The sequence below is a fragment of the Ensifer sp. Root31 genome, assembly GCF_001424825.1.
GTDB classification, from domain to species: Bacteria; Pseudomonadota; Alphaproteobacteria; order Rhizobiales; family Rhizobiaceae; genus Ensifer; species Ensifer canadensis.
The window spans coordinates 76,798-97,876 of sequence record NZ_LMCO01000067.1; the positions used below are offsets into that span (position 1 = coordinate 76,798).

Genomic DNA, 21,079 nt, shown 5'->3' on the forward strand with positions numbered 1-21,079 from the left:
ACGTCAATCTGTCGCAACGCGGCGCCTGTGTGATGGCGGGCTGCCGCAAGCTGATTTCATTGAGAGAGGTTTTATCATGGTCGTGGCCGAAACGGCGTCGATGCAAGGGACGTTGACGCAGAGGGTACCGGACAATTTCCACCGTCTGTCGTTTACCGGTAGCGGAAAAGAGTATTTTGGCATCTGGATCGTCAACGTGCTGCTGACGATCATCACGCTCGGCATCTATTCCGCCTGGGCGAAGGTCCGCCGCAACCGCTATTTCTACGGTAACACGGTGCTTCTCGGGCGCGCCTTCGAATATCACGCAAAGGGTAAGCAGATCCTGATCGGTCGGGTGATCGTTTTCGCTTACCTGATCTTCTACAACGTCATGCTGAACGTCGTGCCGATCGCCGGCATCATTCTTGCCCTGTTGCTGGTGGCCTTCGTGCCATGGCTGGTCGTCAGGGGCCTGCGCTTCAGTGCCCGCGTGACCAGCTATCGCAATGTGCGGTTCGATTTCGTCGGCGGCGTCGGCGGTGCGTTTCTCGCCTTCATCGTCGGTCCGGTTATTTCGGTCCTCACACTTGGCATCCTGGTGCCGCTCGCCAGCCGCTGGTCCTATCGCTACATCGGCAGCAACCTGCGTTATGGGCAACGGGCATTCGCGACCGATCCTTCCGTCGGTGCGATCTACAAGTCGTGGTTCCTGTCGGCGGCCATCATCGTCGCTGGCCTGCTGATCATTGCCTTTATTGGTTTCCTCAATCTGGCCGTGATCATGTCGTTGTTCGACGGCTCCATTGAGGCAACGCTGGGAATGCACGTTTCGATGATTGCCTTGTTCGTCATCGCCTACATTGCATTCCTCTCGATCTTCGGGGTCGCGGCGCTGTTCTACCGTGCCGGCGTGCGCAACGTCGCCTGGTCGGCAACGACCTTCGACGGCAAGCATCAGTTGACGAGCGACCTGTCGCGGGGCCGTTACGCCTGGATCGCGATTACCAACATGATCGTCACCATCTTCACGCTGGGCCTTATGCGTCCCTGGGCAGCCGTGCGCATGGCGCGTTATGTCAATGAACACACGGGCGTCCATTTCGAAGGCAATGTCGGCGAGATGTTCGACCGGATCGCCCAGGAAGGTTCGGCCGTCGGTTCGGAGTTCATGGACTTCGAAGGGTTCGACTTTGGCTTCTAACGGCACGGAGATTGCTGTTGGCGAGTGGCATCCGGCCGGTTCCAGCCGGTCGGTGCCCTCGCGGCTGATCGAAGATGGCGGTGGCCTCAAGGCTTTGGATGAGGCCGGCGCCGAACTTGCAGGTGGAGCACTTGCTGCCGTCGATATTTCTGCGCGCGTCGGCGCCATTCCGCGTCGCATCGAGTTTCCCGATGGTTCTCTGTTCGAGACGACCGACAACGACGCCGTCGATCGTTTCCTGAAACGCAAGGGAAAAACCAATCTCGTCCACGAATGGGAGCGTTTTCACCCGCGCCTGATCGCGGTCGTCCTGGCGACCGTGCTCAGCGGCGTGGCCATCTATCGTTATGCCGTACCGGCGCTGGTCGAAATCGCCGTGCTGGTGACGCCGCCGATCGTGCCGAAGATCATGTCGGCAAGCACCATGGAGACGATGGATCGCACGCTGCTCGACACGTCGGCGCTTGCAATTGAGCGCCAGGACAAGATCCGTGAGGGGTTCAACGCGATCGCACGGCTGTCCGATCGCGGCGAGGGTGGCTACACCCTCAACTTCCGCATGGGCGGGACCATCGGCCCGAATGCTTTCGCGCTGCCCGACGGCACGCTGATCGTTACCGATGAGCTGATCGAGCTTGCCGGCGACGATACCGAAATGATCGTCGGCGTGCTGGCGCACGAGATCGGTCATGTCGAACTCGAGCATAGCCTGCGCCAGATCTACCGCGCCGCGGGCGTCGCTGGGCTGGTCATGATGATCGGTGGCGACATCGGCTCCGGTGCTGAGGACATTCTGGTGCAGGGTGCCGGTCTCCTTACGCTCTCCTTTTCGCGTAGCGCGGAAGCGGCAGCAGATCGGCATTCGGTGGAACTGATGCTGAAAGCCAGGCGGGATCCGACGGCAATCGCACGGTTCTTCGACCTGCTCGAAAAGGAGCTTGGCGACAGTTCCGACACCAGCATCCTTGCGACCCATCCCGGCACACCGGAACGGCGCAAGGCGATCCTCGATTATGCCGGCGAACTGAGGGCGCAGGCTCAGTAGCCCTCTGGTCCGTCGAGCGGCTTCCCCACACAAGGCGCGACGCTGTCATCAAAACGAAAACAGCGGGCACACGGCCCGCTGTTTCCAATTCACGCGATGGCTACAGCGCCGCGCGTCTTAATTTGACGCGCAAAGGTCGCTGTAGCACTTTGAATTGCTGCATGTTTTGATCCTTAAATCGAATGGGATTTAAGGAAACATGCAGTAGGATCAGTCCTGCGGGCCGTCGTTGTAGCCGACCTTGTCGACCAGTTCCGATGCCTTCTTGCGGTTGGCTGCAATGTCGGCCAACGGCAGTTCGTCGGGCTTGATCGTGCCGAACGACTTGACCACGTCGGAGGGCTCGGCACCCGGCAGCACCGGATATTCGTATACCTGCTCGGCGTAGATCTTCTGCGCTTCGCCTTCCGACAGGAATTCCATCAGCTTCAACGCATTGTCCTTGTTCGGGGCGTTCTTGGCGAGTGCCATGCCCGAAATGTTCACATGCGTGCCGCGGTCCTTGGCGTTCGGGAAGAGCACCTTGATAGCCGCCGCCCATTCCTTCTGTTCCGGCTCCTTCTCGTTGGTCAGCATCAGACCGACATAGTAGGTGTTGCCAAGCGCCAGATCGCATTCGCCGGCAAGGATCGCCTTTGCCTGGTCGCGGTCGCCGCCATCGGGCTTCTTCGCCAGATTGTTCTTCAGGCCAGTCAGCCACTTCTCGGTCTCGGCTTCGCCGTTGTGGGCGATCATCGAGGCGAACAGGCCGATATTGTAGGAGTGCTGGCCATCACGGGTGCAGATCTTGCCCTTCCACTTGGGATCGGCGAGTTCCTCATAGGTGATGTCGTTTTCGGCGACGCGGTCCTTGGAGGCGTAGACAACGCGTCCGCGGGTCGTCAGGCCGAACCAGTTGCCATCGGGGTCGCGGAAGTGCGCCGGGATGTCCTTGTTGATCGTCTCGTTGGCGACCGGCTGCGTCACGCCCGCATCCTTGGCTTCAGTGAGGCGGCTGATGTCGACGGTGAGGATCACGTCCGCAGGCGAGTTGGCGCCTTCGGCCTGGATGCGCTCGACGAGGCCCTTGTCGAGGAAGAGCACGTTCGTCGTGATGCCGGTTTCCTTGGTAAAGGCATCAAGCAATGGCTTGATCAGATCGGGCTGACGATAGGAATAGATGTTGACCTCGCCATCGGCCCAGGCAGCAGTGGACGCGAACAGGCTGGCGGTGAGGGACAATACGCCCATTGCAGCTCTTGAAACGGACATGGTTTCCTCCATTTTTTTGGTTTGAGCTAAGTTAACAAAATCGCTCATCTTTTTGATCGGCAGCCACCAAACAGTCAACTGGGAAACCGTTAACGATCAAGCAGATGTGACTTTTTTGGTATTTTGGAATTGTTCCAAACTACGATCCGTCCTATATGAAGGTTTGATAAACCTCTCGATTTCGGAGTGAATGATGCGACTGACGAAACAAACGAACTACGCGGTTCGCATGTTGATGTACTGCGCTGCAAACGGCGAGAAGCTCAGCCGCATTCCTGAAATCGCCAGGGCCTATGGCGTCTCAGAGCTGTTTCTGTTCAAGATTCTCCAGCCGCTGACCCGCGCTGGCCTGGTCGAGACTGTTCGTGGCCGCAACGGCGGCGTACGGCTGCCGAGGCCCGCTTCCGCAATCACCCTGTTCGACGTGGTCAAGGTCACGGAAGACAGCTTCGCGATGGCCGAGTGCTTCGAAGCCGGTGAAATCGATTGCCCGCTGGTTGACAGCTGCGGCCTCAATACCGCTCTGCGCAAGGCTTTGAACGCTTTCTTCGAGGTGCTTCAGGGCTACACCATCGACGATCTGGTCAAGGCGCGTCCCCAGATCAACTTCCTGCTCGGCCTGGAAGAGACCAAGCGTCCGCAGGCCCCGCAGACGACTGCGGCCTGATCCGACGTTTGCGGCGCCGCGTATCAGTCATGACCTCGGCGCCGTAGCTCTACCGCTCATGATTTAGCCGCTCAAAGCGGCCGCCGGCCGCCCCTTCAGTTCGGTGCCAGATATTCCCTCAGGATGAACTCTATTGCCGTCGGATCGATCTCGGACTTGTCGATCCGGAAATCCGCGCCGTACTCTTCCAGACTCTGGAAATAGGGCTCGACGAGCGACCCCGAGATCACGCCGATCGGGCCGATGAAGCCCTGGTACCGGAGTGCCGGCACGGTTTCGCGAAAGTCGCGCTGCGGCTGAAGGCGATTGTCCATCAACACCATCGACACCGGTTTGCCCGAACGAAGGAATTCGAGGGCGCTTTCGATCGTCTGGCAATAATGCAGTTCGATCTCGATGGTGCTGACCTTCTTGATCAGCCCGCGCAGAATGAGGTTCTCCGCAGGGTCGTCGTCAACGAGCAGGATATGGGCTTTTTGTGTCATGATCGTCCAAGTACCTGAGTGACCGGGAGCCATTCTGCTGCGCGCGCCTGTCATCGGCAAGCGGGTGGGGTGGCGAGTTTGCATCGTTTCTGCGGCGCCTGCTGTCAGCGGGGCCGCCTTGCGACGCCGCCAGGTTCAGATCGCCCCGTCGATCGGCTTCACTGAATGATCTGTTCGCGTATCGCCTTCGCCACCATTTGGGTCCGATTGACGACATCCAGCTTCTTCAGGATTGTCGCCGTATGCGAATTCACGGTGTGTTCGGACACCGATACGATCAGCGCGATCTCGCTTGCCGTCTTGCCATGGGAGATCCACTTGAGGATCTCCGTCTCGCGCGGCGTCAGGCCCATGCCGGCCTTGTTGGAAAGCGCGATGCGATAGAAATAGTCGAAGGCGCAGACGGCGTCATAGGTCAGCTCGAAATGCTCGGAGCGGCCGATGTCGTTGCCGTCGCCCAGAAACAGGACGGCGTATCGCGCGCCGGTCGCTGCCGCGTGCACCGGCACGCTCAAGAGCAGCTCGAAGCCGAGCTGGACCAGCAGGTTCTGGCCATTGGCGCAGCCGCGATCGCCTGACCTCCAGACGGAGGAAATGATCGATGTGTGCAGGGTTTTGTAGAAAAGCGAATCGCCGAAGCGGTGGCGCTTGTCGTATTCTTCCGCGAGGCCCGACGGAAGATCGTGCAGGACGAGCCGGGTGGACAACATGCAGGCGTCGTTCTCGTTGCCGAGCTGCAGAATGCCGAAATGGTTGAAGCCGAACCGCAATGCCATCGTGTGAAAGATGCGGAAGAAGTCGACGCGGTTGAGCGCTTTCTCCAGATCGTCGCGGAGATCGTAACGCCTGTGATTTTCCAGCAAACGTGCCACGCGTGCGCTACCCTTTTGTCGCGAGGCGGCAGTCTACTCGCAAGGCCGGCTCAATCAACGGCATGAAGCCGGTGACGAAATTGCGGATCGGCATCATCATGGTCGTCTCGCGGTCGCGTCGCCGCGATGTTGAAAGCGCCGAGTGGCGGATGCCGCCCCCTCCCAAGGACGTTTTGGCACGTCGATTGTCTCCCCCGAGATTTTGTCCAGGTTCTATTGCACGATCACATAGGGGATTTCTACCCAACTATCTTGGGATTGACCGTTTCTTGCGATTTTCGTCGAATCGCCGATCGCCCGGCCGGAGCGACACACGCAAGGCGGGTGCACGATGGATGCGGTCGGCACATGTGACCTGCTCCACACTCCCGCCTGTCACCGTCGCACTTCGGTCACGCCGTCACCGATAAGCCGGATCGGGATGTTGCACGCCGGCCGAGCAGCGGCCGAAAAAGCCCCTGGAAATGTCAGGGTATTCTAAAACAGTGGACAGATTTCCGGCTCCGCCATAGGAGGAATTTTTCGCATAGACAAATTTGTTTGGCGACTTATTGCAATGCGACGCCAAATGTCGTTCCATCCGGCCTTGACCGGGGGCAAACGTCATTCCGCGTCAGGAAAATACGAGAACAAGAACAAATCTGGGAAGCAAAGCTCATGAAAAAGCTCACTACACTCTTCGCAGCGACGGCGCTTGCCACGCTGATGGCCGGCTCCGCCTGGTCGAAAACGTTCGTTTACTGCTCGGAAGGTTCGCCTGAGGGTTTTGATCCGGGCCTCTACACCGCCGGCACGACGTTCGACGCAGCGGCGCACACGGTCTACAACCGCCTGCTCGAGTTCAAGAAGGGCACGACCGAAACCGAGCCGGGCCTCGCTGAGAGCTGGACCATTTCCGATGACGGCCTTGAATACACGTTCAAGCTGCGTCCGGGCGTGAAGTTCCAGACGACGGAGTTCTTCACTCCCACTCGCGAGCTGAACGCCGACGACGTCGTGTTCTCGTATGAGCGCCAGCTCAAGGCCGACAATCCCTGGAACAAATACGTGACCGGCGCTTCGTGGGAATACGCAGCCGGCATGGGCTTCCCGGAAGTCATCAAGTCGGTCGAGAAGGTCGATGACCTGACGGTCAAGTTCACCCTGACGCGCAAGGAAGCACCGTTCCTCGCCAACATCGCCATGCCGTTCGCTTCGATCCTGTCGAAGGAATATGCCGACAAGCTGCAGGCCGAAGGCAAGATGAACCAGATGAACCAGATGCCGCTCGGCACCGGTCCGTTCGCGTTCGTCGCCTACCAGCAGGATGCCGTCATCCGCTACAAGGCAAACCCCGACTACTGGGGTGGCAAGCAGAAGATCGACGACCTCGTCTTCGCGATCACCACCGACGCTTCGGTTCGCTTCCAGAAGCTGCAGGCCGGCGAATGCCACCTGATGCCGTACCCGAACTCGGCCGACGTACAGGCCATGAAGGCCGATCCGAACCTGAAGGTCATGGAACAGGCCGGTCTGAACGTTGCTTACCTCGCCTACAACACGACGCAGGCTCCGTTCGACAAGCCGGAAGTCCGCAAGGCGCTGAACAAGGCGATCAACAAGCAGGCGATCGTCGATGCCGTATTCCAGGGCGCTGCCCAGCCGGCAACGAACCCGATCCCGCCGACGATGTGGTCGTACAACGACACGCTCCAGGACGACACCTACGATCTCGACGCAGCCAAGAAGATGCTCGAAGACGCAGGCGTCAAGGATCTGTCGATGAAGCTGTGGGCGATGCCGGTTTCGCGCCCGTACATGCTCAACGCCCGCCGCGCTGCCGAATTGATGCAGGCTGACTTCGCCAAGATCGGTGTCAAGGTCGAGATCGTGTCCTACGAATGGGCCGAATACCTCGACAAGTCGAAGGCAAAGGACCGTGACGGTGCCGTCATCCTCGGCTGGACCGGCGACAACGGCGACCCGGACAACTTCCTCGACACCCTTCTCGGCTGCAACGCTGTCGGCGGCAACAACCGCGCTCAGTGGTGCAACCAGGAATTCGACACCCTGGTCAAGAAGGCCAAGGAAACGTCCGACCTGGCAGAGCGCACCAAGCTCTACGAAGAGGCGCAGGTCGTCTTCAAGCGCGAAGCGCCCTGGGCAACGCTCGACCACTCGCTGTCGGTCGTTCCGATGCGCAAGAATGTCGAAGGTTTCGTCCAGAGCCCACTCGGCGATTTTGCCTTCGACGGCGTGGATATTGTCGAGTAAGCTAATGAACTGATCCGAAAGGGGGCGTTTGCCACGGGCAAACGCCCCTCTTTGCATCTACTACAGTGGCGCGCGTCCTGTCAGACGCGCAAAGGTCGCTGTAGCAATTTGAGTTGCTGCATGTTTTTGCCCTCGAATCCGAAGGGTTCAAGGAAACATGCAGTGGTGCCAGCGCCGGGAGACAACGGCGCGGCAACGTGGCGCGGGGTAAAACATGTTTCGATTTCTCTTGGGGCGTTTGGCGGTCCTGATCCCGACTTTCATCGGGGTCTCCATCATTGCCTTCTCCTTCATTCGCATGCTTCCGGGCGATCCTGTCGCCCTGCTTTCGGGCGAGCGTGTCATGTCGCCGGAGCGGCATGCGGAAATTTCACACGCGCTCGGTTTCGACCGGCCGATCGTGATCCAATACTTCGATTATCTCTTGGGCGTCGTCCAGGGCGACTTCGGCACGTCGATCGTGACGAAGAAGCCGGTGATCGACCAGTTCTTCGAACTGTTCCCGGCGACGCTGGAGCTTTCGCTCTGCGCGATCATCTTCGCGATCGTGCTCGGCATTCCCGCCGGCGTCATCGCGGCGATCAAGCGCGGCTCCTTCGTCGACCAGACGATCATGGGCACCGCACTCGTCGGTTTCTCCATGCCGATCTTCTGGTGGGGCCTGCTGTTGATCATGCTGGTCTCCGGCATCCTGCAGTGGACGCCGGTTTCGGGCCGCATCTCGCTGATGTACTTCTTCCCGCCGGTTACAGGCTTCATGCTGATCGACTCGTTGTTGTCGGGGCAGGCGGGTGCGTTCAAGTCTGCGGTGAGCCATCTCATCCTGCCGACGATCGTGCTTGGCACCATCCCGCTGGCGGTGATTGCGCGCCAGACCCGATCGGCGATGCTTGAAGTGCTTTCGGAAGACTATGTGCGCACGGCGCGCGCCAAGGGCCTCTCGACCTTCCGTGTCGTCGGTGTCCACGCGCTTCGAAACGCGATGATCCCGGTCATCACGACGATCGGCCTGCAGGTGGGCGTCATGCTCGCCGGCGCGATCCTGACCGAGACGATCTTCTCCTGGCCGGGCATCGGCAAGTGGATGGTCGATTCCGTCTTCCGGCGCGACTACGCCGTCATTCAGGGTGGCCTCTTGGTCATTGCTGGCATCATCATGCTGGTGAACCTTGCCGTCGACCTGCTCTACGGTCTCATCAACCCCCGCATCCGGCACTAAGGAGGGCGATATGTCTCAAGCTGCTGCAACGAGCGCCGTTTCGACAGATCCGTCCCGCCGGGCGCGACTGGCCGAATTCTGGTACTATTTCTCCGAGAACCGCGGTGCCGTCATCGGCCTTGTGTTCTTCCTGTTCCTCGTCCTGCTCGCGATCTTCGCGCCGATCATCGCGCCGCATGACCCGACCGCCCAGTACCGCGATGCGGTGCTGATCCCGCCAGTGTGGCAGGAAGGCGGCCGTGCCGAATTCCTGCTCGGGACCGACGCCGTTGGTCGCGACATGCTCTCGCGCCTGATCTACGGCACCCAGTTCTCGCTGTTCGTCGGCGTCATCGTCACCACGCTCTCGCTGGTCGGCGGTATTTTCGTCGGCGTGATCGCGGGTTACTTCCGTGGATGGGTCGATACCGTCATCATGCGTGTGATGGACATCATCCTGGCCTTCCCGTCGCTGCTGCTGGCCCTCGTGCTGGTCGCCGTTCTCGGACCGGGCCTGACCAATGCGATGATCGCCATCGCACTGGTCTTCCAGCCGCACTTCGTGCGCCTGACGCGTGCTGCCGTCATGAGCGAGAAGAGCCGTGACTACGTCATTGCCGCGAAGGTGGCGGGTGCCGGCCACGGCCGCCTGATGTTCAAGACGATCCTGCCGAACTGCATGGCGCCGCTGATCGTCCAGGCGACCCTGTCGTTCTCGAGCGCGATCCTCGACGCCGCCGCTCTCGGCTTCCTCGGTATGGGTGCACAGCCTCCGACACCGGAGTGGGGCACGATGCTCGCCGAAGCGCGTGAGTTCATCCAGAGCAAGTGGTGGGTAGTGACGCTTCCGGGCGTTGCAATTTTGGTCACGGTGCTGGCGATCAACCTGATGGGTGACGGCCTGCGCGATGCTCTCGATCCCAAGCTGAAGAGGTCCTGATCATGGCGCTTCTCGAAATTGAAAACCTGGTCGTCGAATTCCAGACGGCCACCGGTCCCTTCCGCGCCGTCGACGGCGTGTCGATGAAGGTTCATGAAAAGGAAGTGCTGGCGATCGTCGGCGAGTCCGGCTCGGGCAAATCCGTGTCTATGTTGGCGGCCATGGGTCTCCTGCCCTGGACGGCCAACGTTACGGCCGACAAGCTGACGTTCAACGGACGCGACCTGCTCGGCATGTCGTCGTCCGAGCGCAAGAAGATCATCGGCAAGGATATCTCGATGATCTTCCAGGAGCCGGTCGCAAGCCTCAATCCGTGCTTCACGGTCGGCTTCCAGATCGAGGAAGTGCTGCGCATTCACCTCGGTCTCGACAAGGCTCAGCGGCGCAAGCGCGCCATCGAACTGTTCGAGGCGGTCGGCATTCCCGATCCGGCCGAACGGCTTGGGCACTATCCTCACCAGATGTCGGGCGGTCAGTGCCAGCGCGTGATGATCGCGATTGCCATTGCCTGCAACCCGAAGCTCTTGATCGCCGACGAGCCGACGACCGCGCTCGACGTGACGATCCAGAAGCAGATCCTCGACCTCCTGATGCGGCTTCAGGCCGAGCATGGCATGGGCCTGATCATGATCACGCACAATATGGGCGTGGTCGCCGAGACGGCCGACCGCGTCGTCGTGCAGTACAAGGGTCGCAAGATGGAAGAAGCCGACGTCCTGTCGCTGTTCGAATCGCCGAAGAGTAACTACACGCGCGCGCTTCTGGCAGCCCTGCCGGACAATGCGACCGGTGACCGGCTGCCGACCATCTCCGAACTTTTCGTCGATGAGCCGAGCCTTCAAGGAGCCGCCCGATGACCGTCGTTCTCGAAGCGCGCAATCTGGTGCGCGACTACCATATCCCCGGCGGCCTGATAAAAAAGGCCAAGACCGTGCATGCGCTCAAGGGCGTGAGCTTCTCGGTCGAACAGGGCAAGACGCTGGCGATCGTCGGCGAAAGCGGCTGCGGCAAGTCAACGCTTGGCCGCATCCTGACGCTGATCGATCCGGCGACATCAGGCGACCTGCTGATCGATGGCAACAAGATCGACATCACCAAGGGTGACCTGACGCCGGAGATGCGCCGCAAGGTGCAGATCGTCTTCCAGAACCCCTATGGCTCGCTCAACCCGCGCCAGAAGATCGGCGACATCCTCACCGAACCGCTGATCATCAACACCAAGACGCCCGCCGACGAACGTCGCGAGCGAGCGATGGCGATGCTGAAGAAGGTCGGTCTCGACGAGCGGCACTACAATCGTTACCCGCACATGTTCTCCGGCGGCCAGCGCCAGCGTATCGCCATTGCGCGCGCGCTGATGCTCAACCCGAAGCTTCTGGTGCTGGACGAGCCGGTCTCGGCGCTCGACCTGTCGGTTCAGGCGCAAGTGCTGAACCTGCTCGCGGACCTGCAGGACGAGTTCCAACTGACCTACGTCTTCATCAGCCACGACCTCTCGGTGGTGCGCTATATCGCCGACGACGTGATGGTGATGTATTTCGGTGAGGCCGTCGAATACGGCAGCCGCGACGAAGTCTTCGCTGATCCCAAGCACAGCTACACCAAGACGCTGTTTGCCGCGACGCCGCGCGCCGACGTTGCCAGCATCAAGGCACGGCTCGCCAAGAAACAGGCGGCCTGAGCCTTTCGGCGCCGTGTAACAAGTGCATTTCCAGGAAAAGTGCGGAGCGGTTTTCCGTCCGGAAGTGCGTAGGAGATGGAGCGTTTCCATGACTCTATCTAAAGTGGAAGCGCTCTAATAGGAGGCCGGGGAAAGAACGCCCCGGCTTCTTGGCCTTGCCGGGCCGATGGTGTAGAGCTTTCGCGCCGCCATTCACTTCTCGCCTTCCGGCGGCGGGCAGCCGCTTTTCGGTCGAACCATCAGCGTTCGACCCAACTTCAGGAACACGATCATGGAAATCAAGCGTTTCGAAACCGGCCCCCGGATGAGCCAGGCCGTGGTTTACAACAACACCGTCTACCTCGCCGGCCAGGTCGGCAATGCCGGTGACGATGTCGTGACCCAGACGAAGCAGGCGCTTGCCGAAGTCGACCGTCTTCTGGCGCTCGCCGGCACCGACAAGACCCGCATTCTCTCGGCCACCATCTGGCTCGCGGACATGGCCGACTTCCCGAAGATGAACTCGGTCTGGGACGCCTGGGCACCGCAGGGCAACACCCCGGCACGCGCCACCGGCGAAGCCAAGCTTGCAACGCCGGAATACCTCGTCGAAGTAATCGTCGTCGCGGCCGCTGCCTAAAGCATCTCTCGCAAAAATTGCGCGGCGCTGTTACGGTTCCGTCTAAACCGGAAACGCTTTAAGGCGCTTGGCGAAGCCGAGAAGGCTTTGCGTGATGTTATCTTTCCGCCGCCGTGCCCGACGCACGGCGGCGTTTTCTTTTGTCGCGACCGCCCCACCTGCGGCTCCCAGGCAGGAACCATTCGCCAGTCCGCACGTTTACCTGTGGTTCCATAAAAAAACGGGAGGGCTGTCGATGCTCTACTGGCTACCGCGGGTCTGCGTGGTTGCTTTTGCAGGTCTGTTGATCGGTTTTGGGTTCATCCCGCATACAGCCGTCGGCGTGGCGCACACATTGCTCATCATCGTCCTCGGCCTGGGGCTTCTGTCGCTGACCCTGCATGTGTTTCCGCCTGAACGGCACTGAGTGATCCGGTCCGCAATTCAAAGTGCTACAGCGACCTTTGCGCGTCTAATAAGACGCGCGGCGCTGTAGAGCGTTTCCAGTTTGGACGGAGCCGCAGACGCACTCTATCTCTTTCCTTTTACGTATTTCCTGACGGAAAACCGTTTCGCACTTTTCCTGGAAAATGCTCTAGGCGTGACGCATGACAAACAACGGCGAGGGACGGCATTGGACACATCCGGGCACACGGCTGCTTACTACAAGCTGAAGCGCATCGCCGAGGAGGAAAAGGCCTCGGTCGAGGCGGCACTTCCCGCCGAGCCGAAGCGGGACGGCATCGACCTGATGGTGGCCTGGAGCATCATCGGCCTCTTCGTGATCGCCGGCTCAGCCGCCGTCTACTCGATGGAAACGATCCTGATGCCGATCACGCTCGCCGTCGTCGTCGGCATCGTGCTCGGACGCGCGGCCGACAGCCTGGCAAAGTTCGGCCTGCCGCCGATCATGGGTGGGCTGCTGCTGGCACTGTTCTTCGTGCTTGGGCTCGCCTCGGTGGTCAGCGCCCTGCTCGGACCAATGACGGACTTGGCGCAAAAGGCACCGGCCCTGGCGGAGGGGGTCGTCGAACGTGTGTTACCCTTCATCGAGCGTTTCGAATGGCTGCGCCTGGCGGTGGCGCGAGGAACCGGCAACGGAGCCCTTGCCGACACCGTCATGAAGAACGCTGGTCCGGTTCTCGGCGTTGTCGCCGCCGGGCTGACGCCGGCCCTGGTCCAGACGCTGATTTTCCTTGCAGCACTCGGGCTCTTCCTGCTAGGTCGCCTGCATCTGCGCAGGACCATCATCCTTGCCTTCAACAGCCGGGAGCGACGTCTGAGCACGATCCGGATCATGAACGCGATCGAAACCGCACTGGCGCAGTATTTTTCGATCGCGAGCCTAATCTATCTGGCGCTCGGCGTCGTCACCATGCTCATCGCGCTGGTCGGCGGCCTGGCCATGCCACCGCTCTGGGGGTTGTTTGCCTTCGTCTCCAGCTTCATACCCTATCTCGGCGTGACCATGATGACGCTGGCCCTGCTCGTCGGCGGGCTGATGACGCACGAAGCCATCCTCCTGGCGCTGGCGCCGGCGGCCGTCTTTTTCGTCGTGCATCTGGTCATGGAAAATCTGGTGATCCCGTCGATCCTGGGCAACAGGCTCGAAGTCAACCCGTTCCTCGTCTTCGTCGCCATCATCTTCTGGACATGGATGTGGGGCGCGGTCGGCGCGATGCTGGCGCTGCCGTTGTCGCTGATCGCCATGACGATCTTCGAGGAGGTGCGCGAGCAGCAGCCGGAACGGCAGCTGCCGGCCTAAGGCGTGTGCGCTTATCCGCGTGTCGAGCGGGCGTGTTCGTCGAAGAACAGGGCCTGGCTGATCAGCGCCTTGACCATGTCCGGGTTGAACGGCTTGGTCACGAGGAAGGCGGGCTCCGGCCGCTTGCCTGTCAGCAGCCGCTCGGGGAAGGCGGTGATGAAGATCACCGGTACCGCCGCATCCTTCAGGATCTCGTTGACCGCGTCGATACCGGAGCTGCCGTCGGCCAGCTGTATGTCGGCGAGAACCATCTTCGGCGCCGTCTTGCGGTAAAGATCCAGCGCTTCCTTATGCGTGCGGGCAATGCCGGTCACGCGATGGCCGAGGCTCGTCACCATATCTTCGATATCGAGCGCAATCAGCGGCTCATCCTCGATGATCAGGACTTCGGTTGCCACCTGGCGCGAAATGTCTTCCGAGGCCACCGTCAGCAGCTTGGAAAACGCCGCCTGGCTCTGCCCCATGATCTCGGCGGCATCGGCAATCGAGAAACCTTCGACCGAAACGAGCAGAAAGGCCTGCCGTGCCGCGGGCGCGATCAGCGAAAGATTGGCGGCAGCCTGCTGTTCCCAGGCGAATGGAGAGACGTTCTCCGTCCGGTCGACGGAGACTTTCTCGAACAGCGAGCAGAACAGCTTGTAGAGGGAAATGCGGTCGTTGGAACCCTCCGGGAAAAGGCTGATGTCCTCGATCAATGCTTCCAGAATTGCAGCCACATAACCGTCTCCGGCCGCCTGCGAACCGGTCACGGCGCGGGAGTAACGGCGGAGAAAGGGAAGGTGTGGTGCAATACGGGTCGAAAGTGACATCAAGTACTTCCTTGGGTCTGATGTGATTCGCTTGTTTTCTGAGGACAATGAGCATCCTGCGAAAGACGTGAATGTTTTGAACACGTTTTTCGGCCTATGGGAAGCTGGCAACAGCGATGCGTGCTCGAGGTGTTTCGAGCGCTGTCTGGCTTAGGGGTTGTGGGATGGAGCATCCTGTGGACGAGCGTGGCGTAGGGGAAGAGGAAACGGCGAAGGCTGCGAGAGGCTCAGATCCGAACGGCTTGATCGGCTCGAAGCTGAAGGCGCTCTACCGCGCGATCGAGCAGGAGCCGGTGCCTGACCTTTTCATCGACCTTCTGCAAAAGCTGGATGACGCCGAGGCGCTTGCAGCGCCGCGCGTCAAACAGGACGCACAAACGACGCGGTAACACTTTAAACCTGCTGCAATTATGCAGTAGCCGTGCCGACGAAAAAGTTCTCCCCGAGTTGTAAGCGCAAGACATGAGAAACGGGCCGAAGCCCGCTTCCCTGGACCTCTTGACGTTTGCGCCTTAGCAGGCGGCCTCGTAGCGGCGGCCGTAGCGGTCGCGATAGATGCAACGTCCCGGCTCATTGGCATTGCCAACGAGCGCGCCGGCGACACCGCCGATGGCGGCACCGACCGCAGCACCTCTGACATTGCCCGTGGCTGCACCGCCGATGATTGCGCCGCCGGTCGCGCCGATCGCCGCGCCCTTCTCCGTTTGCGTGCATGCCGCCAAGGGGAGGATCAGGCTTGCTACGATAAGTATCTTCTTCATGACGCGTTCCTATCCGAGGTTTGCTTTGTTGAACATTGAAGGATGCATTCGGCCGAGACCGGTTGCGGGGGACTGATGACGAACAGAATGACGACAATGAGGCCGTTCGCCAAAGCGAACACGCCTTGCCGACGCCAGCCCTGACCCTGGCTTCGCGCCTATCTTAACCACCTTTGGAATGCTCGCAACGGTCGGATCCGCACCGCTCATCAACGTCTCCCTTGTGGTATCGCCACGGGTGCGGCGCTTGTTATTGCTGTGGAAACGACGATCACGCCGATTTGTTCCATTGGGCAAATTCTTCCCAGACCTGTCGTCGATCCAGGGATTTGAAGGGCCGCCAGCGGCAATTGCTCCGACGTGCGCCTGCGACCTGTTTCGCCAGCCGCAACCATCGCGCTGGGCATGAAATACCGCGTCGAGTGCTCGCTCCAGCGAAGGCATCGACGAAATTTGATTCGGCCCATGGAACTTCGCGCCGTTCATAACCGTTTGCTGTTCACGTTTTTGATGGAAGGAGCATGCGGATGGAACATATCGCTGCCATCATGGTCCTCGTCGGTTGCATGCAGGGCGACGCCGCCTGCCGTGAAGTCCCGACACCGGTCGTCGGTTTTGAGACTGTCGAGGAATTTCATGAATTGCTTTCGCCGTCGATCGAGGAGGTCGGCAAGGCGTTCAAGAGCGCCTATGGCAAATGTGCCGAAGTCGATCCCGCCCTGTTTGTCGAGGATGCGACGATAGAATGGTGGATCACGCCTTCGCGTCAGCTTGAAGTCAATGTGATCGCTGACGACGGCACCTACGCTGTTGCTGCCCGCACGGACGACAAGCCGAAGTTCCGCAACTAAAGCATCTCCAGGAAAAGTGCGAAGCGATTCTCCGTCGCCGCGCTGAAAGGATCAAAGCATGAACTGGGACATCATTCAGGGCAAATGGGCGGAGTTGAAGGGCAAGGCTCAGATCGAATGGGGCAAGCTGACCAATGACGATCTCGATGTCATCGACGGGCGGCGCAAGGAACTTGCCGGCCGTATCCAGGCCCGCTACGGCATCGCCCGCGATGAAGCCGAACGCCAGATCGACGACTGGGCTTCCCGCCACTGAGAGGCGAACCCGACCGAGCCGAAAGGCCAAAAGCAAACGCCGCCGTGGTGATCGACCGTCGCGGCGTTTGCTTTTGGTTTTTGAGCCCCCACAGCCCCGCGCGTCTTATTAGACGCGCAAGGGTCGCTGTAGCACTTTGAATTGCTGCATGTTTTTATCCTTAATCGAATAGGATTTAAGGAAACAGGCAGTAGCGGAAGAACGGCGCTGCGCAATTATCTCTTCGGTTTCGGCTCGGTCTTTTTCAGTTTTTCGAGAAGATTGTTTAAGTTCTGGCTCGGTTTGTCTGTGTTGTGCGCGTAGAGATCACGCATCGTTCTACCGATGTGAAGATTACTGTCCGGCGTTTCGGCGTTTCGGCGCGCTGTTTCAGCTGCGGACTTCCAAATATGTGACATTGGCATCTTCATGTCGAACCCGCTTCATTCCTTGAGGGAACAACGTAAGACTATCACGAAGGTTCCTGGCGAATTTCGCCTCGGCTGTGCCAAATCGAGACTGTTTTGGCGATCATGGTTAACAGATGGTTTCGAACCTCCGGGGCGGGATTGAAGATTTCATCGTTGCTTGCGTCGGTGCTGGAACAAAATAGGCGGTCATGACGTTTCATTTCCAGCGACGCATACAAGGAGATATCCTATGCTTTACTACGCTCTCGTCTTTCTGGTAGTAGCAATTATCGCAGGTGTACTTGGTTTTGGCGGTATTGCCGGTGCTTCCGCAGGTATTGCACAGATCCTGTTCTTCCTATTCCTCGCCTTCCTGGTGATCTCGCTGGTCGTGGGGCTCATGCGCAGAACCTGATCCAGGCGCTGGTAACGCATTAAACCTGCTGCATAATTATCTGCTTAAATCGATTCAGCTTTAAGGATTTATGCAGTAGGAAATCAACAAGGGACGAATGTCGAAAGACTTCGTCCCTTTCGCATGTCGCGATGCTCCGGTTACATCCCTTGCCCTCCCAGGTGTGCTTGGCTATTCATGCCGAAACGGATCTGACGCGCACCAAGGAATGCGGAACACATGAAATCGCTGGAGCTCCTCGTAGAGCGGATCATTCTGTCCAGTCGCTGGCTGCTGGTCATTTTCTATCTCGGGCTTGTTGCAGCGTTGGCGCTCTACGGCATTTCGTTCATGTACAAGTTCCTGAAGATCGCCGGCATGGTCTTCGTCTACGACGATGCCCAGATGATCCTGTCGATGCTCGGCCTGATCGATGCCGCCCTAGTGGCGAGCCTGATCGTCATGGTGATGATCTCAGGATACGAGAACTTCGTCAGCCGCTTCGACGAGGCTGATGCCGAGGTCTCCTTCCTCGGCAAGCTCGACGCCGGCAGCCTGAAGATCAAGGTCGCATCGTCGATCGTCGCGATCTCGTCCATCCATCTTCTGCAGATCTTCCTCAACACGCAGCAATATACCAGCCAGCAACTGATGTGGGCGACGATCATGCATCTCGCTTTCGTGGTTTCGGCGGTTCTGCTCGGTTATCTCGAGCAGATCATGAATGGGCTGAAGAAGAAGTAGCTTGGGCCGAGCGGCGTGCATCGCTGCTGATGGTCTTGATCGAGTAGCGGGGCACTGGACATGAAGACTGACGTAGTGGTTCTCGGCGCCGGCATCGTCGGCATATCGACCGCCATCCATCTGGCGCGGCGCGGCAAGTCGGTGGTGCTGCTTGATCGTCGCGGTGCGGGCGAAGAGACATCCTACGGCAATGCCGGCCTGATCCAGCGCGAGGGCGTGTTTCCCTACGGCTTCCCGCATGATTTCGGGGCATTGTTCCGCTACGCGCTGAACAACACCATCGACGCGCACTACCATATTCGCGCGCTGCCGGGGCTGGTGCCGTTCCTGGCGCGCTACTGGTGGCATTCCGGCTTCACCCAGCACCAGCGCATCGCCAACATGTATGCGCCGCTGATCGAAAATTCGATCGCCGAGCATGAGGATCTCATCAATGCATCCGGCGCGGGCGACCTGATCCGCAAGGACGGCTGGATGAAGGTCTTCCGCACCGAGAAGGAGCGCGACGCGGCCTACAAGGATGCCGAGAAGCTGTCGACCGGTTTCGGCGTCAATCATCAGAAACTCTCGACCAGCGAATTGAAGACCCTGGAGCCTTCGATCAGGGCCGATCTCGTCGGTGGCCTGCGTTGGAGCGACCCATGGTCGATCCGCGATCCGCACAGCCTCAACAAGGCCTATCTCACCTATTTCCAGTCGCTCGGCGGCCGGCTGGTTTCCGGGGACGCGGCGACGGTGGAACACATTCTCGAAGGTCCGGGCTGGCGGGTCGCGACCCCGGAAGGGCCGCTCGAGGCGCATGAAGTCGTCGTCGCACTTGGTCCTTGGGCCGATACGGTCACGCGCAAGCTCGGCTACCATTTCCCGGTTGCCGTCAAGCGCGGTTATCACATGCATTACGGCATGCAGGAGGGCGCCCAGCTCAACAATTGGGTACTGGATGCCGAGAAGGGCTATTTCCTGGCGCCGATGCTGCGCGGCATCCGCCTGACGACGGGGGCGGAATTTGCCTGGCGCGATGCGCCGAAGACGCCGGTTCAGCTCACCCGCGCCGAGCGTGTAGCGCGCGAGTTCTTCCCACTGGCCGAGCGCCGCGACGAAGAACCGTGGATGGGCGCTCGCCCGTGCACGCCTGACATGATGCCGATCATCGGCAAGGCGCCGCGTCACCAGGGCCTGTGGTTCGCCTTCGGTCATGCCCATCACGGCATGACGCTCGGCCCGGTCACCGGCCGGGCGCTCGCCGAAGCCATGACCGGCGAGAAGACGGTGATCGACATCGCCCCCTATCGCCCGGAGCGCTTCTTCTCCTGATCGTTTATCCGATCGCCAAAAGGGGCCGGGAGCATCGCTTCCGGCCTCTTCTGCATTTGGTCGCCGGTCAGGCGTTCGTGCCGCCGTCGATGGTGAATTCGGCGCCGGTCACGCCCCGGCCTTCGGGCCCGGCAAGCCAGGCGACGAGGCTCGCCACCTCGCTCGCATCGTTGAACCGGGGGATTGCCATCAAGCCGCGTTGCGGATCCGCATGCGCGCCGTCCTGCGGATTCATGTCAGTATTGGTCGAGCCGGGATGGACGATGTTGACGGTGATGCTCTTCGGTCCGAGGTCACGCGCGACCGCCTTGGTAAAGCCGACGAGCGCCGACTTGCTGAGCGCATAGAGGCTGATGCCCGGAAAGGGAACGCGCTGCGCCAGATTGCTGCCGATCGAAATGATGCGTCCGCCTTCCGGCATATGTTTTGCCGCAGCGCTCGTGGCCAGTACCACCGCCTTCACATTGACATCGACCGTGCGGTCGAAATCGTCCGCGGTCACGTCCGTAATGGCGGCTGCTTCATAAATGCCAGCATTGTTGACCAGAATGTCGATGTGGCCGTGCCGCTCGACGACCGTCTGGACGGCGGTCTCCACCGCCTTTGCATCTCGATTGTCGGCGCGTACGGCGAGCGCCTTGCCGCCCGCGCGCTCGATTTCGGCGACCAGTGCATCGGCCTTTGCCTGCGACTGCCCGTAGGTGATGGCGACAATGGCGCCCTCACTTGCCAGCCGCCTGGCGATCGCCGCACCAATGCCGCGTCCGCCGCCTGTCACCAACGCGACCTTGTTTTTCAGATTCGACACGCTCTTGCTCCGTATTTGTAGTGATCGATACATATATACGCGGCGACTTGCCTCCCGCTGTCAAGTCATTTATGTATTGGTCGATACAAAAAAAGGAGTTCATGCGATGTCCAGCCGTGGCCGGCCGCGCAATTTTTCGCGTGAGGAAGCGCTGAGGAGCGCGATGGAAATCTTCTGGGACAAGGGTTTCGACAACACCTCGCTTGCCGATCTGACGCGGGTGATGGGGCTCAATCCGCCGAGCCTTTACGCTGCCTTCGGCAGCAAGGCGAAGCTTTTCCTCGAGGCCGTCGACCTCTATGGCCGGACCGATGGCGCCGGTATCTGGGAGTTTCTGGACAGCGCACCGACGGCAAAGGAGGCGGTGCACGACCTATTGCGCCGGTCGGCCGAGAATTTTACCCAATGGGCCGAGCCACGCGGCTGCATGGTGGTGCTCTCTGCCCCGCAGATGGAGGGGGTCGACCCGGCGGTGTGCAACGGTCTGAAGGCGCGCCGGCTGGAAAAGCAGGCGGCATTAGAGCAGCGTCTCGAGCGTGGCGTGGCGGAAGGTGATCTGCCCGCGGGAACGGCCTGCGACGACATCGCCGCCTATGTCACGTCGATCCAGCATGGAATGTCGATCCACGCCCGCGACGGAGCCTCGCGTCAGACCCTGATGGCAATCGCCGATTGTTGCGCGGCGGGGTGGGACGCGATGGTCAAGGCGTCATCGACGAGAGAATGACGAGATCTGCTGTCGATGACGGCCGATAAGCGTCGTCTCAATTGATCGCGGTCGCCCCAATGCGCGCGCTCTTCGGCACAACCACGTC

The 21,079-nt window shown here is 60.2% G+C and carries 24 protein-coding genes; 18 read left to right on the plus strand and 6 right to left on the minus strand.

Features of this window, described 5'->3' with window-relative positions; translation table 11 throughout:
• Positions 1–100 precede the first annotated feature (100 nt).
• Both ASD00_RS37280 and ASD00_RS37285 read left to right on the plus strand, forming a co-directional pair.
• Complete coding sequence (locus ASD00_RS37280; RefSeq protein WP_051509196.1) at positions 101–1,183, plus strand: YjgN family protein; 1,083 nt, start codon at positions 101–103, stop codon at positions 1,181–1,183.
• The gene (locus tag ASD00_RS37285) at positions 1,173–2,228 is read left to right on the plus strand and encodes a M48 family metallopeptidase (RefSeq protein ID WP_025425996.1); all 1,056 of its coding nucleotides are present in this window, start codon (positions 1,173–1,175) and stop codon (positions 2,226–2,228) included. Before ASD00_RS37280 ends, ASD00_RS37285 begins: the two co-directional genes overlap by 11 nt.
• A gap of 210 nt (positions 2,229–2,438) precedes the next feature.
• Here the strand turns inward: ASD00_RS37285 and ASD00_RS37290 are convergent, their stop codons facing one another.
• Positions 2,439–3,479 (minus strand): Fe(3+) ABC transporter substrate-binding protein, encoded by a 1,041-nt coding sequence (locus ASD00_RS37290; RefSeq protein WP_025425997.1) that lies wholly within the window; start codon positions 3,477–3,479, stop codon positions 2,439–2,441.
• Between the two features lie 193 nt (positions 3,480–3,672).
• Here ASD00_RS37290 and rirA point away from each other — a divergent pair, with 193 nt between their 5' ends.
• Entirely contained in the window at positions 3,673–4,146 is a 474-nt protein-coding gene (gene rirA, locus ASD00_RS37295; RefSeq protein ID WP_025425998.1) for an iron-responsive transcriptional regulator RirA, read from the plus strand.
• Between the two features lie 95 nt (positions 4,147–4,241).
• On the opposite strand, the gene ASD00_RS37300 is transcribed toward rirA, so the two are convergent.
• Positions 4,242–4,631: a response regulator gene (locus ASD00_RS37300; RefSeq protein WP_025425999.1), complete on the minus strand. Its 390-nt coding sequence runs from the start codon at positions 4,629–4,631 to the stop codon at positions 4,242–4,244.
• Between the two features lie 158 nt (positions 4,632–4,789).
• Positions 4,790–5,503: a helix-turn-helix transcriptional regulator gene (locus ASD00_RS37305; protein WP_057221820.1), complete on the minus strand. Its 714-nt coding sequence runs from the start codon at positions 5,501–5,503 to the stop codon at positions 4,790–4,792.
• A 657-nt stretch (positions 5,504–6,160) separates the two neighbouring features.
• Here ASD00_RS37305 and ASD00_RS37310 point away from each other — a divergent pair.
• From ASD00_RS37310 to ASD00_RS37340, 8 genes are all read left to right on the plus strand, one after another.
• Complete coding sequence (locus tag ASD00_RS37310) at positions 6,161–7,756, plus strand: ABC transporter substrate-binding protein (RefSeq protein ID WP_025426001.1); 1,596 nt, start codon at positions 6,161–6,163, stop codon at positions 7,754–7,756.
• 214 nt (positions 7,757–7,970) lie between these two features.
• Positions 7,971–8,975, plus strand: coding sequence for an ABC transporter permease subunit (locus tag ASD00_RS37315; protein ID WP_025426002.1), 1,005 nt, complete (start codon positions 7,971–7,973; stop codon positions 8,973–8,975).
• 10 nt (positions 8,976–8,985) lie between these two features.
• Positions 8,986–9,894 carry an ABC transporter permease subunit gene (locus tag ASD00_RS37320; protein ID WP_025426003.1) on the plus strand — a complete coding sequence of 303 codons (909 nt, stop codon included), beginning with the start codon at positions 8,986–8,988 and terminating at the stop codon, positions 9,892–9,894.
• A 2-nt stretch (positions 9,895–9,896) separates the two neighbouring features.
• Positions 9,897–10,751: an ABC transporter ATP-binding protein gene (locus ASD00_RS37325; protein ID WP_025426004.1), complete on the plus strand. Its 855-nt coding sequence runs from the start codon at positions 9,897–9,899 to the stop codon at positions 10,749–10,751.
• On the plus strand, positions 10,748–11,575 hold the full coding sequence (locus ASD00_RS37330) for a dipeptide ABC transporter ATP-binding protein (RefSeq protein ID WP_025426005.1): 828 nt from the start codon (positions 10,748–10,750) through the stop codon (positions 11,573–11,575). Before ASD00_RS37325 ends, ASD00_RS37330 begins: the two co-directional genes overlap by 4 nt.
• A 271-nt stretch (positions 11,576–11,846) precedes the next feature.
• Entirely contained in the window at positions 11,847–12,194 is a 348-nt protein-coding gene (locus ASD00_RS37335) for a RidA family protein (protein ID WP_025426006.1), read from the plus strand.
• Positions 12,195–12,285: 91 nt separating this feature from the next.
• Positions 12,286–12,600: a hypothetical protein gene (locus ASD00_RS40685; RefSeq protein ID WP_156585934.1), complete on the plus strand. Its 315-nt coding sequence runs from the start codon at positions 12,286–12,288 to the stop codon at positions 12,598–12,600.
• Positions 12,601–12,807: 207 nt separating this feature from the next.
• Positions 12,808–13,938: an AI-2E family transporter gene (locus ASD00_RS37340; protein ID WP_025426007.1), complete on the plus strand. Its 1,131-nt coding sequence runs from the start codon at positions 12,808–12,810 to the stop codon at positions 13,936–13,938.
• Positions 13,939–13,949: 11 nt separating this feature from the next.
• Here ASD00_RS37340 and ASD00_RS37345 read toward each other — a convergent pair whose 3' ends face one another.
• On the minus strand, positions 13,950–14,747 hold the full coding sequence (locus ASD00_RS37345) for a response regulator (RefSeq protein ID WP_025426008.1): 798 nt from the start codon (positions 14,745–14,747) through the stop codon (positions 13,950–13,952).
• Between the two features lie 164 nt (positions 14,748–14,911).
• Here ASD00_RS37345 and ASD00_RS37350 point away from each other — a divergent pair, with 164 nt between their 5' ends.
• Entirely contained in the window at positions 14,912–15,136 is a 225-nt protein-coding gene (locus tag ASD00_RS37350; RefSeq protein ID WP_025426009.1) for a NepR family anti-sigma factor, read from the plus strand.
• A gap of 123 nt (positions 15,137–15,259) precedes the next feature.
• Here ASD00_RS37350 and ASD00_RS37355 read toward each other — a convergent pair whose 3' ends face one another.
• Positions 15,260–15,508: a glycine zipper domain-containing protein gene (locus ASD00_RS37355; RefSeq protein ID WP_025426010.1), complete on the minus strand. Its 249-nt coding sequence runs from the start codon at positions 15,506–15,508 to the stop codon at positions 15,260–15,262.
• Positions 15,509–16,035: 527 nt separating this feature from the next.
• Here ASD00_RS37355 and ASD00_RS37360 point away from each other — a divergent pair.
• The 5 genes from ASD00_RS37360 (at position 16,036) to ASD00_RS37380 (ending at position 19,456) form a co-directional block, all read left to right on the plus strand.
• The gene (locus tag ASD00_RS37360; RefSeq protein WP_025426011.1) at positions 16,036–16,359 is read left to right on the plus strand and encodes a hypothetical protein; all 324 of its coding nucleotides are present in this window, start codon (positions 16,036–16,038) and stop codon (positions 16,357–16,359) included.
• Between the two features lie 58 nt (positions 16,360–16,417).
• A complete protein-coding gene (locus tag ASD00_RS37365; RefSeq protein WP_025426012.1) occupies positions 16,418–16,615 on the plus strand; it encodes a CsbD family protein in 198 nt (65 codons plus the stop codon).
• Between the two features lie 639 nt (positions 16,616–17,254).
• On the plus strand, positions 17,255–17,419 hold the full coding sequence (locus ASD00_RS39630) for a DUF1328 domain-containing protein (RefSeq protein ID WP_025426013.1): 165 nt from the start codon (positions 17,255–17,257) through the stop codon (positions 17,417–17,419).
• Positions 17,420–17,638: 219 nt separating this feature from the next.
• Positions 17,639–18,142 carry a TIGR00645 family protein gene (locus tag ASD00_RS37375; RefSeq protein WP_081788838.1) on the plus strand — a complete coding sequence of 168 codons (504 nt, stop codon included), beginning with the start codon at positions 17,639–17,641 and terminating at the stop codon, positions 18,140–18,142.
• A gap of 60 nt (positions 18,143–18,202) precedes the next feature.
• Positions 18,203–19,456 carry an FAD-binding oxidoreductase gene (locus ASD00_RS37380; RefSeq protein ID WP_025426015.1) on the plus strand — a complete coding sequence of 418 codons (1,254 nt, stop codon included), beginning with the start codon at positions 18,203–18,205 and terminating at the stop codon, positions 19,454–19,456.
• A gap of 67 nt (positions 19,457–19,523) precedes the next feature.
• Here the strand turns inward: ASD00_RS37380 and ASD00_RS37385 are convergent, their stop codons facing one another.
• A complete protein-coding gene (locus ASD00_RS37385; RefSeq protein ID WP_051509154.1) occupies positions 19,524–20,297 on the minus strand; it encodes an SDR family NAD(P)-dependent oxidoreductase in 774 nt (257 codons plus the stop codon).
• Positions 20,298–20,370: 73 nt separating this feature from the next.
• Here ASD00_RS37385 and ASD00_RS37390 point away from each other — a divergent pair, with 73 nt between their 5' ends.
• Positions 20,371–20,991: a TetR/AcrR family transcriptional regulator gene (locus tag ASD00_RS37390; protein WP_025426017.1), complete on the plus strand. Its 621-nt coding sequence runs from the start codon at positions 20,371–20,373 to the stop codon at positions 20,989–20,991.
• Positions 20,992–21,079: the final 88 nt, after the last annotated feature.

What these genes read in the sequence shown, in the direction of transcription:
- ASD00_RS37385 (WP_051509154.1), bottom strand. Translation starts at nt 20,297, where the DNA reads ATGTATCGATCACTACAAATACGGAGCAAGAGCGTGTCGAATCTGAAA.
- ASD00_RS37335 (WP_025426006.1), top strand. Translation starts at nt 11,847, where the DNA reads ATGGAAATCAAGCGTTTCGAAACCGGCCCCCGGATGAGCCAGGCCGTG.
- ASD00_RS39630 (WP_025426013.1), top strand. Translation starts at nt 17,255, where the DNA reads ATGCTTTACTACGCTCTCGTCTTTCTGGTAGTAGCAATTATCGCAGGT.
- ASD00_RS37320 (WP_025426003.1), top strand. Translation starts at nt 8,986, where the DNA reads ATGTCTCAAGCTGCTGCAACGAGCGCCGTTTCGACAGATCCGTCCCGC.
- ASD00_RS37355 (WP_025426010.1), bottom strand. Translation starts at nt 15,508, where the DNA reads ATGAAGAAGATACTTATCGTAGCAAGCCTGATCCTCCCCTTGGCGGCA.
- ASD00_RS37315 (WP_025426002.1), top strand. Translation starts at nt 7,971, where the DNA reads ATGTTTCGATTTCTCTTGGGGCGTTTGGCGGTCCTGATCCCGACTTTC.
- ASD00_RS37380 (WP_025426015.1), top strand. Translation starts at nt 18,203, where the DNA reads ATGAAGACTGACGTAGTGGTTCTCGGCGCCGGCATCGTCGGCATATCG.
- ASD00_RS37310 (WP_025426001.1), top strand. Translation starts at nt 6,161, where the DNA reads ATGAAAAAGCTCACTACACTCTTCGCAGCGACGGCGCTTGCCACGCTG.
- ASD00_RS37280 (WP_051509196.1), top strand. Translation starts at nt 101, where the DNA reads ATGCAAGGGACGTTGACGCAGAGGGTACCGGACAATTTCCACCGTCTG.
- ASD00_RS37300 (WP_025425999.1), bottom strand. Translation starts at nt 4,631, where the DNA reads ATGACACAAAAAGCCCATATCCTGCTCGTTGACGACGACCCTGCGGAG.
- ASD00_RS37390 (WP_025426017.1), top strand. Translation starts at nt 20,371, where the DNA reads ATGTCCAGCCGTGGCCGGCCGCGCAATTTTTCGCGTGAGGAAGCGCTG.
- ASD00_RS37375 (WP_081788838.1), top strand. Translation starts at nt 17,639, where the DNA reads ATGAAATCGCTGGAGCTCCTCGTAGAGCGGATCATTCTGTCCAGTCGC.
- rirA (WP_025425998.1), top strand. Translation starts at nt 3,673, where the DNA reads ATGCGACTGACGAAACAAACGAACTACGCGGTTCGCATGTTGATGTAC.
- ASD00_RS37325 (WP_025426004.1), top strand. Translation starts at nt 9,897, where the DNA reads ATGGCGCTTCTCGAAATTGAAAACCTGGTCGTCGAATTCCAGACGGCC.
- ASD00_RS37345 (WP_025426008.1), bottom strand. Translation starts at nt 14,747, where the DNA reads ATGTCACTTTCGACCCGTATTGCACCACACCTTCCCTTTCTCCGCCGT.
- ASD00_RS37330 (WP_025426005.1), top strand. Translation starts at nt 10,748, where the DNA reads ATGACCGTCGTTCTCGAAGCGCGCAATCTGGTGCGCGACTACCATATC.
- ASD00_RS37365 (WP_025426012.1), top strand. Translation starts at nt 16,418, where the DNA reads ATGAACTGGGACATCATTCAGGGCAAATGGGCGGAGTTGAAGGGCAAG.
- ASD00_RS37290 (WP_025425997.1), bottom strand. Translation starts at nt 3,479, where the DNA reads ATGTCCGTTTCAAGAGCTGCAATGGGCGTATTGTCCCTCACCGCCAGC.
- ASD00_RS37360 (WP_025426011.1), top strand. Translation starts at nt 16,036, where the DNA reads ATGGAACATATCGCTGCCATCATGGTCCTCGTCGGTTGCATGCAGGGC.
- ASD00_RS37350 (WP_025426009.1), top strand. Translation starts at nt 14,912, where the DNA reads ATGGAGCATCCTGTGGACGAGCGTGGCGTAGGGGAAGAGGAAACGGCG.